At 69.0% G+C, this 11,603-nt stretch carries 9 protein-coding genes, 1 tRNA gene and 1 pseudogene; 5 read left to right on the top strand and 6 right to left on the bottom strand.

What is annotated here, in order from left to right; genetic code table 11:
• Window positions 1-84: 84 nt before the first annotated feature.
• Entirely contained in the window at window positions 85-1,164 is a 1,080-nt protein-coding gene (locus tag AC27LF_RS33435) for a Leu/Phe/Val dehydrogenase (RefSeq protein WP_479660021.1), read from the bottom strand.
• 255 nt (window positions 1,165-1,419) lie between these two features.
• On the opposite strand from AC27LF_RS33435, the gene AC27LF_RS33430 reads away from it, so the two are divergent.
• Window positions 1,420-2,262, top strand: coding sequence for a DUF8083 family protein (locus tag AC27LF_RS33430; RefSeq protein WP_479660022.1), 843 nt, complete (start codon window positions 1,420-1,422; stop codon window positions 2,260-2,262).
• Between the two features lie 506 nt (window positions 2,263-2,768).
• Entirely contained in the window at window positions 2,769-2,975 is a 207-nt protein-coding gene (gene bldC, locus AC27LF_RS33425) for a developmental transcriptional regulator BldC (protein WP_003949541.1), read from the top strand.
• 487 nt (window positions 2,976-3,462) lie between these two features.
• Here bldC and AC27LF_RS33420 read toward each other — a convergent pair whose 3' ends face one another.
• From AC27LF_RS33420 to AC27LF_RS33400, 5 genes are all read right to left on the bottom strand, one after another.
• Window positions 3,463-3,663, bottom strand: coding sequence for a DUF6274 family protein (locus AC27LF_RS33420; protein ID WP_479660023.1), 201 nt, complete (start codon window positions 3,661-3,663; stop codon window positions 3,463-3,465).
• 156 nt (window positions 3,664-3,819) lie between these two features.
• Window positions 3,820-3,894 (bottom strand) — tRNA-Asp (locus AC27LF_RS33415).
• Window positions 3,895-3,987: 93 nt separating this feature from the next.
• Window positions 3,988-7,965 carry an ATP-dependent RNA helicase HrpA gene (gene hrpA, locus AC27LF_RS33410; RefSeq protein WP_479660024.1) on the bottom strand — a complete coding sequence of 1,326 codons (3,978 nt, stop codon included), beginning with the start codon at window positions 7,963-7,965 and terminating at the stop codon, window positions 3,988-3,990.
• Between the two features lie 308 nt (window positions 7,966-8,273).
• Window positions 8,274-8,834: a GNAT family N-acetyltransferase gene (locus AC27LF_RS33405; protein WP_479660025.1), complete on the bottom strand. Its 561-nt coding sequence runs from the start codon at window positions 8,832-8,834 to the stop codon at window positions 8,274-8,276.
• Window positions 8,831-9,604: a GntR family transcriptional regulator gene (locus tag AC27LF_RS33400; RefSeq protein WP_479660026.1), complete on the bottom strand. Its 774-nt coding sequence runs from the start codon at window positions 9,602-9,604 to the stop codon at window positions 8,831-8,833. Before AC27LF_RS33400 ends, AC27LF_RS33405 begins: the two co-directional genes overlap by 4 nt.
• 464 nt (window positions 9,605-10,068) lie before the next feature.
• On the opposite strand from AC27LF_RS33400, the gene AC27LF_RS33395 reads away from it, so the two are divergent.
• The 3 genes and pseudogenes from AC27LF_RS33395 to AC27LF_RS33385 all read left to right on the top strand — a co-directional run.
• Window positions 10,069-10,338, top strand: coding sequence for a DUF6284 family protein (locus AC27LF_RS33395; RefSeq protein ID WP_479660027.1), 270 nt, complete (start codon window positions 10,069-10,071; stop codon window positions 10,336-10,338).
• Window positions 10,338-10,763 carry a hypothetical protein gene (locus tag AC27LF_RS33390; protein ID WP_479660028.1) on the top strand — a complete coding sequence of 142 codons (426 nt, stop codon included), beginning with the start codon at window positions 10,338-10,340 and terminating at the stop codon, window positions 10,761-10,763. The genes AC27LF_RS33395 and AC27LF_RS33390 overlap by 1 nt, the downstream gene beginning before the upstream one ends.
• Window positions 10,760-11,422: pseudogene (locus tag AC27LF_RS33385) on the top strand (protein spdB); the annotation flags it as partial. The gene AC27LF_RS33390 and the pseudogene AC27LF_RS33385, both read left to right, overlap by 4 nt.
• Between the last annotated feature and the right edge of the window lie 181 nt (window positions 11,423-11,603).

Below are 11,603 nucleotides of genomic sequence, written 5' to 3'. Positions count from 1 at the left end.
TGAAGGGGCGCGGGGAACTGCGCGATCAGCCACAACGATGCCGCAGACGACCGACGGCATATCGCGGCACCTCCAGCGGAGCGCTCAGCGGGCCTCCGCCATCCGCTGCTCGGCGATCCGGTCGGCCGCGGCGGCCGGCGGAATCCCGTCTTCCTTCGCACGTGCGAATATGGCCAGCGTGGTGTCGAAGATCTTCGCCGCCTTCGCCCTGCACCGGTCGAAGTCGAACCCGTGCAGTTCGTCGGCGACCTGGATGACCCCGCCGGCGTTCACCACGTAGTCCGGCGCGTAGAGGATGCCGCGGTCGGCGAGATCCTTCTCCACACCCGGGTGGGCGAGCTGGTTGTTGGCGGCGCCGCACACCACCTTGGCGGTGAGCACCGGCACGCTGGCGTCGTCGAGGGCGCCGCCGAGCGCGCACGGGGCATAGACGTCCAGCCCCTCGACCCGGACCAGCGCGTCGGTGTCGGCGACCGCCGTCACGCCCTCGGGGTGCTGGTCGAGGATGCGGCGCACGGCGTCCTCGCGCACGTCCGTGATCACGACCTCGGCGCCCTCGTCGCGCAGGTGCCGCACCAGATGGTGGCCGACCTTGCCGACGCCGGCGATGCCGACCCGGCGCCCGCGCAGCGAGGGGTCGCCCCACTGGTGCTGGGCGCAGGCACGCATGCCCTGGTAGACGCCGAAGGCGGTGAGCACCGAGGAGTCGCCCGCGCCGCCGTTCTCGGGGGAGCGCCCGGTCGTCCAGCGGCACTCGCGCGCCACCACGTCCATGTCGGCGACGTAGGTGCCGACGTCGCACGCGGTGACATACCGCCCGCCGAGCGAGGCCACGAACCGTCCGTAGGCGAGCAGCAGCCGCTCGGACTTGTCCCGCTCCGGGTCGCCGATGATCACGGCCTTCCCGCCGCCGTGGTCGAGGCCGGCCATGGCGTTCTTGTACGACATCCCGCGCGCGAGGTTGAGGGCGTCGGCGACGGCCTCCTCCTCGTTCGCGTACGGATAGAAGCGGGTGCCGCCGAGCGCGGGGCCCAGGGCGGTGGAGTGGATGGCGATGACGGCCTTGAGGCCGCTGGCGCGGTCCTGACAGAGCACGACTTGCTCATGTCCCCCCTGGTCCGAGTGGAACAGGGTGCGCAGGACGCCGTTGGTCACGTCGGTCACTGTGGTGACTCCCGGGTAGGTAGCGGCGAGTGGAGACGGGTCTCCCGTGAAGGTGGCGGGATGCCGTGGCATGAGCGTAGAGCCTGGGCCGCCCGCCGACCGCACAGTGTTCAGGATCACCTTGGCGCGTCGTCCGTCCGTCCGTGGCCGTGGCAGGATTTCCAGGGGTTTCCCTATGTCCGAGCGCCGCTCGGGCAGGTCCGAGTGCGGGTTCCGCACGGGTTTCGAGCCAGGTCCGATGGGGAGGGAGCAGGCGTGCCCAAGGTGTCCTCGGTGATCGTCCCCTACGCGACGTATCTGCGTGTGTACGAACCGCTGGCCGCTTTCCCGGAGTCGGAGCGCGGCCACTGGGCGCGCTACGCCCGCCGCCCCGACCGCCCCTCCTACCAGGACGAGCTGCGCCGCTCCCTGGCGGATCTGCTGCCCACCCCGCCGATGCCGGTGCCGGTGCACGAGAGCGGCGATGCCTTCGTGCTGGACGTCGACGGGGTGGTCTGCGTCTGCCCCTGGCGCACCCGGCTGCGCGGCTGGCAGGCCCTGGGCGAGCTGGCCGAGGAACTGCCACCGCCGGTCCTGGACGCGGTGCTGCCCCCGGTCGTGCGCCGCCAGGCCGCTCAGGACTACGAGCGCTGGCTCGCCCGCAACCCCGACGCCCGCCCCTGGATCCGCACGGCCACCTGGCAGGTGCCGTTGAGCTGGTTCGTGCTGGTCTCCGACGCGGAGCGGGAGTACGCCGAGGGCGCCGAGGAGGAGGCGCCGCTGCTGCGCTACCGCACGCCGATGGTGCAGGCCCGGCGCCGGGTGGCGCGGGCGCTGCGCACCCTCAAGGACGCGGTCGAGGAGGGGCCCCTGATCGACGGCGTGGTGGATGTCGGGCGCTGGCTTGAGGAGTTCCATCCGCGCTCGCTGGTGGAGCTGGACTACGGCGGTCTGGTGCACGCGGTGCCCGCGGGCGAGCTGGCGGGGGACCACTCGGCGGCCGATGTGGCCGAGGGCATCGACGCGCTGCGCCGGGGCGACGGTGCCGCGGCGGGGGAGGCGTACGGCCGGCTCGTGGAGCGCTGGCGGACGGTCCGGGACCTCCGCTCCGCAAACTGATGTGATATCAGAAGTGATGCAGGTCACGGCTGTGGCGGCAGGGACCGCGTACGGTCGACGGAACTTCCCCGACGTCCCCGGCGTCACGGGATGTTGGAGTCGATCCGGGCTTTTGCATCAAGGGTGATGGACCGCACTTTACCCGGCTCTTGCGTCTCTTACCCCTCCTCATGCCAAAATAGGACAAGGAGTCCGGGAAGGGCTCAGCATTGCACGCTTTAGGGGGGTCTGGTGCCTCCTGGGCGCCGCTGTGACTGATCGTCACAGCGGCGTGACTGTCCGCTATGGCATGGTCCATCGGCTTCCGTCGGTGATGAACACCTGGGAGGGCAATTCCATCGGTTTGGCCGACGCGGCTGGACAGATGGTGTAGTTGTAGTGCCGAGGACAAGCCGTTCGTCCTATAACCGACTCGACTCGCGTCCGCCATTTCGGGCAACGCGGGTCAAGGTGCAGAATTTAGAGGAAAGAACCGAGAAGGTTCGGTTCTCCCGAGGAGGCCGCTCATGACCGCTCGCACCCCTGATGCCGAGCCGCTGCTGACCCCGGCTGAGGTCGCCACGATGTTCCGCGTTGACCCGAAGACGGTCACGCGGTGGGCGAAGGCCGGAAAGCTCACATCGATCCGTACGCTCGGCGGGCACCGCCGCTACCGCGAGGCGGAGGTCCGCGCACTGCTCGCGGGCATCCCGCAGCAGCGCAGCGAGGCCTGACAACTCCATAACCGGGTCGTACGGCTGGTTCCCCCAACCGGTCGAGGCGCCCGGGCCCTAGCTCCAAGCGACGCGGGACCTGCCCCAACAGGCCCCACGCCCAAGCCGATCAGAACGTTCTAGGCAGCGACACAGGGTGCGTCGTCGATCGCGCTGGACTCCGCCGGGTCCAGCGCGATCTTTTTTGTGCGCCGGCGGCCGGGGCGACGCGGGGGTCTGTGAGCGAGCTTGTCGGACTCTGGGGAGGGGTGTCGGATCCGCTGTGGAAGGCCCCGGAGAGGGGTGCAATTGCACATATTAAATTGACTAGTTGTAGGACGTGCGTAAGCGCCGCCGTTTCACAAACTCGTACGGTGACACCCGTCACACGCCGAGGTGCTTGTTACCCGCGGTCCGGATGCGCTAGAGGAGACCGTCCACGACCCGCGCCGTGGCCGGCCCGCGGCGTCAGTTGCCCACCGTGGCAAGGGTGTTGGGGCGATGAGGGTCACGCGGGAAGGGCGCTCTCGTCCTCGCTGACGCCCTCGGCGGCCGCCGCGGCCTCCACGGCCCGCGGGGCGGAATCCATCGCCAGACGCAGCAGCCGGTGGCAGATCGCGCAATGACGGGTCACATGCCGGTAGGACGAAGCAGCCGACAGATGGGCCCTCAGGAGCGCCCGCGTCTCGTGCCTGGCCACCGCCGTCATACGCCACCTCCACAGGCCCGCACACGGGGACGGGTGGGCCCTGCTCCCTGGGTACCGGCGGAAAGTGCCGCCGTCAAGGCACCCCGGCTCCATCCGGCCGCACCCGGAGACACCAGAAGGGCCCGCCCCCTGTCGGGGGCGGGCCCTCGTGCACTGCGGTCCTGACGGGATTTGAACCCGCGGCCTCCACCTTGACAGGGTGGCGAGCACTCCAAACTGCTCCACAGGACCTGGTGTCGCGGCGCCGTTCGTGCGGTGCGCTGCGAGAAGAGACTGTACAGGAGGGTGAGCCCCTGGTCGAACTCACCCCGCGTACCCGGACGATCACGGGACGGCCGCGTCGATCGCCTTCACGATCCGCTTGTCCGAGACCGGGTACGCCGTGCCGAGCGCATGCGCGAAGTAGCTGACCCGCAGCTCCTCGATCATCCACCGGATGTCCAGGGCCGCGGCCGGCACCGGACGGCCCTGCGGGAACTGCTCCAGCAGCCACGCGTACTCGTCCTGCATCTCGTGCACCTTCTCCATGCGCGTGGTGTCCCGCTGGACGCTCGTCGCCATCTGCTGGAGCCGCCGGTCCGCCGCCACCAGATAGCGCATCAGATCGGGCAGCCGCCGCACCCCCGCCCAGGTCACGAAGCCCGGCTTCACCAGGGCGTCCAGCTGGGCCCTGACGTCCGCCAGGTTCGCCAGCAACGCCGGGCTGCGCACCGCCTTCAGCCGGCGCTCACAGGACTGCCAGGCGGCCAGCACCTGCTGCACCTGACCGACCGTCCGCACCGTCGCGTCGACGATCTCCGCGCGCACCTTGTCGTACAGCTTCCGGTAGGACTCCTCGTCCCACACCGGGCCGCCGAAATCGCCGATCAGCCGGTCCGCCGCCGCCATCGCACAGTCGTCGAACAGCGCCTGCACGGAGCCGTGCGGATTCGCGGACAGCGCGAGCTTCTGGGCGTTCGTCAGACGATCGCTCGCGTACTTCGCCGGATTCACCGGGATGTTCCGCAGGATCAGCCGGCGTGTGCCCCGCCACATCGCCTCGGCCTGCTCGGCCTCCGTGTCGAACAGGCGCACGGAGACCGTGTCGCCGTCGTCCACCAGCGCCGGGTACGCCTTCACGGGCTGACCGGCCCGGCGGGTCTCGAAGACCCGGGTGAGCGACCCCATCGTCCAGTCCGTCAGCCCGGTGCGCTCCAGCGACTCGCCGCCGGTGCGCACGGCCGTCGCCGCCGCGGCCTGCGAGAGCGCCTTTTGCGCCTTCGGCTTCAGCCGCAGCCGCAGCGCCTCCAGATCCTTGTCCTCGGCGAGCTTGCGGCGCCGCTCGTCGACGATCCGGAAAGTGATCTTCAGATGGTCGGGGACCTTCGACCAGTCGAAGTCGTCCGCCTCGAACGGCACCCCCACCATCCGCTTCAGCTCACGCGCCATGGTCACCGTCAGCGGCTCCTGCAACGGCACCGCACGCTCCAGGAACGCCTTCGCATAGTTGGGCGCGGGCACATAGTTGCGCCGGATGGGCTTGGGCAGCGAACGGATCAGCTCCGTGACCACCTCCTCGCGCAGCCCCGGGATCTGCCAGTCGAAACCCTCGGCCGTGACCTGGTTGAGGACCTGGAGCGGAATGTGCACGGTCACGCCGTCCGCGTCCGCACCCGGCTCGAACTGGTACGTCACCCGGAACTTCAGCGGCCCCTGACGCCAGGAGTCGGGATAGTCGGCCTCGGTGACCGCCGCCGCCGACTCGCGGATCAGCATCTCCCGCTCGAAGTCCAGGAAGTCCGGCTGCTCGTGCCGCTTCCGCTTCCACCACGAGTCGAAGTGCGCCCCGGACACCACGTCCTCGGGCACCCGCTGGTCGTAGAAGTCGAACAGCGTGTCGTCGTCCACGACGATGTCCCGGCGCCGCGCCCGGTGCTCCAGCTCCTCGACCTCGCTGAGCAGCCTGCGGTTGTCCGCGAAGAACTTGTGATGGGTGCGCCAGTCCCCCTCCACGAGCGCGTTGCGGATGAACAGCTCGCGGCTGGCCTCCGGGTCGATCCGGCCGTAGTTGACCTTGCGGTCGGCGACGATCGGGACGCCGTACAGGGTCACCTTCTCGTACGCCATCACGGCCGCCTGGTCCTTCTCCCAGTGCGGCTCGCTGTAGGTCCGCTTCACCAGGTGACCCGCCAGCGGCTCGATCCACTCCGGTTCGATCCGCGCGTTGACCCGGGCCCACAGCCGGCTCGTCTCCACCAGCTCCGCGGACATCACGAACCGCGGCGGCTTCCGGAACAGCGCCGAACCAGGGAAGATCGCGAACTTCGCGTTCCGGGCGCCCAGATACTCGTTCCTGCCGCCGCCCTTCCCGCTGTCCGCGCCGGCGCTCTTCACGTCCTTCATGCCGATGTGCGACAACAGGCCGGCCAGCAGCGAGACATGAATGCGGTCGGCGGGGGCGTCCTGCTCGTTGAGGTGGATGCCCATCTGCTTCGCGACGGTTCGCAACTGCGTATAGATGTCCTGCCACTCGCGGATCCGCAGGAAGTTCAGGAACTCCTGCTTGCACATCCGGCGGAACGACGAGGAACCCCGCTCCTTCTGCTGCTCGCGGAGGTAACGCCACAGGTTCAGGAAGGCGACGAAATCACTTGTCTCGTCCTTGAACCGGGCGTGCTGCTGATCGGCCTGCGTCTGCTTGTCCGCCGGGCGCTCGCGCGGGTCCTGGATGGACAGCGCCGCCGCTATGACCATGACCTCCCGTGCACAGCCGTTGCGGTCGGCCTCCAGGACCATACGGGCCAGCCGTGGATCGACGGGCAGCTGCGCCAGCTTGCGGCCGGTCTGCGTCAGCCGCTTGCGCGGGTCCTGCTGCGCCGGGTCGAGCGCGCCCAGCTCCTGGAGCAACTGCACGCCGTCGCGGATGTTGCGGTGGTCCGGCGGGTCGATGAACGGGAACCTCTCGATGTCGCCGAGGCCCGCCGCGGTCATCTGCAGGATGACGGAGGCGAGGTTCGTACGCAGGATCTCGGCGTCCGTGAACTCCGGCCGGGCCTCGAAGTCGTCCTCGGAGTACAGCCGGATGCAGATGCCGTCGGAGGTACGGCCGCAGCGGCCCTTGCGCTGGTTCGCGCTCGCCTGGGAGATCGGCTCGATGGGCAGCCGCTGCACCTTCGTGCGATGGCTGTAGCGCGAGATCCGCGCGAAGCCGGGGTCGATGACGTATTTGATGCCCGGCACGGTCAGGGAGGTCTCGGCGACATTGGTCGCCAGCACGATCCGGCGGCCGGAGTGCGGCTGGAAGACCCGGTGCTGCTCGGCGTGCGAGAGCCGGGCGTACAGCGGCAGGATCTCCGTGAACCGGTAGTTCTTCTTCTCCAGCGCGTCCGCCGTGTCCCGGATCTCGCGCTCGCCGGAGAGGAAGACGAGGATGTCGCCGCCGCCCTCCGCCATCAGTTCCTCGACGGCGTCCGTGATCGCGGTGATCTGGTCCCGGTCGGTGTCGTCACCGTCCTCCTCCAGCAGCGGCCTGTACCGCACCTCGACGGGATACGTCCGCCCGCTGACCTCCACGATCGGGGCGTCGCCGAAGTGCCGGGAGAAGCGCTCGGGGTCGATGGTCGCGGACGTGATGACGACCTTCAGGTCCGGCCGCCTGGGCAGCAGCTGCGCCAGATAGCCGAGCAGGAAGTCGATGTTCAAGGACCGCTCATGGGCCTCGTCGATGATGATCGTGTCGTAGGCGCGCAGCTCTCGGTCGGTCTGGATCTCGGCGAGCAGGATGCCGTCCGTCATCAGCTTGATGAAGGTGCCGTCCGGGTCGACCTGGTCGGTGAACCGCACCTTCCAGCCGACCGACTCACCGAGCGGCGTCCGCAGCTCCTCCGCGACCCGCTCGGCGACTGTACGGGCGGCGATCCGGCGGGGCTGGGTGTGCCCGATCATCCCGCGGACGCCACGGCCCAGCTCCAGACAGATCTTCGGGATCTGCGTCGTCTTGCCGGAACCGGTCTCACCGGCGACGATGACGACCTGGTGATCGCGAATGGCCGCCGCGATCTCGTCCTTCTTCTGGCTGACGGGCAACTGCTCCGGATAGCCGACCTCGGGCACGCGCGAGCGCCGCAGGGTCATGCGCTCCTCGGCCCTGATGACCTCGCCCTCGATCTCGGCGAGCACGGCCGCACGGGCCTCCGGCTTACGGATCGTGCGCGCGCCCTCAAGCCTGCGCCCGAGTCGGTGCGCATCGCGCAACGACAACTCGGTCAGGCGGCCGGCGAGAACGCCGAGGGACTGTGCGCCGGGGGCGGGATGCGTAGACATACGCGACCCAGGATCTCATCCCGGAGAAATCCATGGCTAACGGATTTGCGGTGCGACGCCCCGGCCCCGGGGGACACGGGGTATGCACACGGGGCATGCAGTGCATAGAACGCATGCAACCCACACAACAAGGCCCCGATCCGGAGATCGGGGCCTCGACTGTGGCTGGGGCCGGGGTCGAACCGGCGACCTTCCGCTTTTCAGGCCGTGCCCTGGTGGGGCGCGGCCTGATCACAGGGGCTGCGGGTGATCTCGGTAGGCTGCCTTTGTGTGCTGCTGTTGGCGTACGGGTTGGCGTACGCCACGGGTCAGGCGACAGGCTCAGGAGCTGCGGTTTCGTCCGTGAAGCCGTGTTCCGCCGGACGCGTTGGACGCTGCGCGAGCCAACCGGAAACTCGCGGCCCGCCATTCACTGCCTCGCCCTCGATGACCGTCCGAACGTGCTCGAACCCCAAGCGGAGGTAGTACGCCTGTAGGGCCGTGTTGGTTGTCCACGCGTCGAGACGGAGCCACTTCGCGCCTGCTCGATAGGCGCGATCACCCGCCCAGTCGAGCAGTCGCGCCCCAAGGCTCTGGCCGGCGTGCGTGCGCGCCACAGTGAGTTTGTTGATGAACAGAGACGGCTCGGTCAGTTCCTGTGCTGTCCACAGGCCCGGCTCAGCCTCGGGGGTCAGAGTGATGGTCGCGGCGGTGACGTCGTCGTCCGTCAACATGAAGACGGTTCCCGCCTCGATGGTCGCGAGCAGCTTTTCCGCTGGGTACGGCCTCTGCCACTGGTCGGTGCCGAGACGGGACAGCCAGGCCGCTGCCTCCTCACGGAAGGCGAGCAGCTTGGACACGTCTTGGGGCTGGGCGGGGACGATTTTCACTGAGGCTCGTTCTCGTTCCGGGCGGACAGGTCGCCGATCTCGTAGTTCATCCGGTTCAGGTCGCCTCGGAAGGTGGTGATGGTGCATCGGATGGGCCGATCCGTTGAGTAGCCCGTACGCGTCCAGATCAGCACCGGTACGCCTGCCCCGATCTCCAGTAGACGAGCCTCGTCCGGGGTGGGCATGCGAGCGGCGATTTCATCGAAGTACCCGATCTGCTCGATTCCCTGGCTCGCCAGATACCTCGTGGTTCCTTCCTCGATGTCTCCGGGGTCTGTGAGTCGCGGTGACCGGTCGACCAGCCACGACGGGTAGTAGGTGGCTTGAGTTGACCACGGAACGTCGTCCACATACCGGTGGCAGAACCGGAGAACGGCCGTCGAGCCCTTCTGGACCCCAAGGCGTCCGGCGACGTCCTCAGGTAGGGGCAGCATCTCTACCCGGAACGTTTGGTGCGGCCGACGGCCGGCGTCCGTGACGTTCGTGTTGTACGCGTCACCGTTCTGCGGGAAGGTCAGATTTTCGAAGCGAGACGCGTTCAGCTCGAACGGCTGGTGAGACTTGACCTCGTACCCCAGCCCCTGACTGGACGAGATCAGACCCTCACTGACCAGCAGGTTCAGTCCGTTCCGCACGGTGTTCCGCGACGCGTCGAACCTTTGCTGTAGCTCGCTCTCCGAGGGCAACCGCGAGTCCGGCGGATAGGTGCCATCGGCGATCTCTCGGCGCAGGGCGTCAGCCACCTGCCGGTACTTCGGTTGCTTGTTCATGCCCCCATCATGACGCACTCGCGCAACTTGTTGGTACATGTAGGTCCCAATCCCTTGACGGCTGACTGCTCGGCGGTGCAGCATCGTCTCTGTCAGCTTGTACCAACAAGATGACCAAGCGGTGCAGGCCGTACAAGTCTGCCTGCTAGCGCTGACAACGCCCGGAGGAAAGCCCGCAGGGGTGAGTACGAAGGAAGCGTCTGGATCTTGACAACTTCACACAGGGAACTGCCGGTAACCCGTGGTCCGCCTGCCCGAAGGGGTCGGAAACAAGGCGGAGAAGACCGGCGTGCCTCGCACGGCAGCCTGACCGGTTCGAGTCCGGTCCGGGGCACCGGCCGCCACCGCGCGGCCCGCCGCACCCCACCGCGTGCGGCTTTCACCACAACGGCGCGCACCCCCCGGAGAGGCAACTCCGAGGGGTGCTGTTCGGGCCGTTCCACCTGTGAGAGGAACACGACCCTATGAACCCCATCGTCACTGTTCAGGACGCTGTTACCGCGTTCGCCGACTGGATCGAACCGACGGATGCGGAGCTGGATGCGATCGAGCGGGAGATGCCCGTCATCCTGGCGGACGTCGACCTGATCGACGCGCAGATCATCGCCCTGGACCGCACCCCGAACGAGGTGGACACCCGCCGTATCCGCCGTGCTCTGGCGCGGGTGCTGGCCGAGCGGCGCACGCTGGCCAACCGCGCCGCCGGCCGTGTCGCGTCGGGCGGTGCGGCGTGATGGCGCGTTTCCGGCTGACGGAGTTCGACCGGTACCGCATCAGGGTGGCCCGCGCGGTGCTGGCCGATGCGGAGAACGTGAACCTGCTGGACGAGACCGCTATGGCCCGCCTGATCGGTCGGCTTGAGGTCACCTTGGCACAGATGGTCGAGATGATCGAGGACGGCACCGACACGGCCGTCTCCCGGTGCCCGGCCGCGCACCCGGAGGACCCGACCCCGTGCGGCGGCCCGGTCGTCGTGACGATCCTCGACACGACGAACGCGGGCGCGGACGGCTGTGAGCACCACGCTGCCCGCCTGCTGGCCTCGATCACCGGGGGACGGCCGGTCGCCAAGCCGGACGCCCCCGCCGGGATCGCCCTGCGCATCTTCCGCACCGCTCACCACACCCGCCCCTACCCGTGGCGGGAGGGACAGTCATGAAGGCCAAGACCGTACTGCCCGCCGTGGCGATGACGGCCGTCTCGATGGTGCTCACCCTGGCCGTGGTCGTGATGTGGCTCGGCTCCGCGATGCCGTGGCTGGTCGCGCTGGTCGTCGGTCTGGGGATCGATGGGGGATGGCTGGCCACCCTCGCCTATGAACGCCGCCTGGCAGCGCAGGGCGACCACTCCCGCACCGTGACGGCGGTGGGCTGGTCGTTCGGCGTGATCGCGACCGGCGTCCTGATCACCCACGCCCTCACCGCCGACCACGCTGTCGGCGCGTGGCTGGCCGTGGCCTGGCTGCCGATCGCGGCCAAAGCCCTGTGGCTGGTCCACGGGCTGTGGGAGCGCACCGCGTTGACCCCGACCGCGCTGGATGCGATCCGCGGCATCCAGCAGGAAGCCCGGGACCAGGCGGCCGTCTCCCGTGCCAGGCTGCGGGCCCAGGCTGGCACCGAGGAGACCCGGCTGGAGGCCGTGACAGAGGCCGGGGCCCGTGTCGCACGGGTCCAGGCCCGGACAGCCGAGCGGCTGTCCGGGGCGTGGTCGACGCTGGAGGCCGCCCGCCAGGGCGACGGCACCGGGCGGGCACTGGCCAGCGTCACGCCCGAGTCCCAGTGGGAACTGCCGGTATGGGGACCGGTCGAGCCGGTGTCCGTGCCCCTGGAACACGACCAGGTGGACACGTCGGCGGCCGTCGCCCCGGCGCTGCCCGCCGGCGAGGCGTCCGGCCAGGAAACCGGCCCTGCCGTGTCCACCATGACATCGCAGGTCACCGGACCCGCCCCTGCCACCTGGGAGAGCGAGTCCCGCAAGCAGGTCGAGTGGCTGTTCAACG

It is taken from the genome of Streptomyces diversicolor (assembly GCF_057537855.1).
This window is presented reverse-complemented; position numbering and strand designations above follow the sequence as displayed.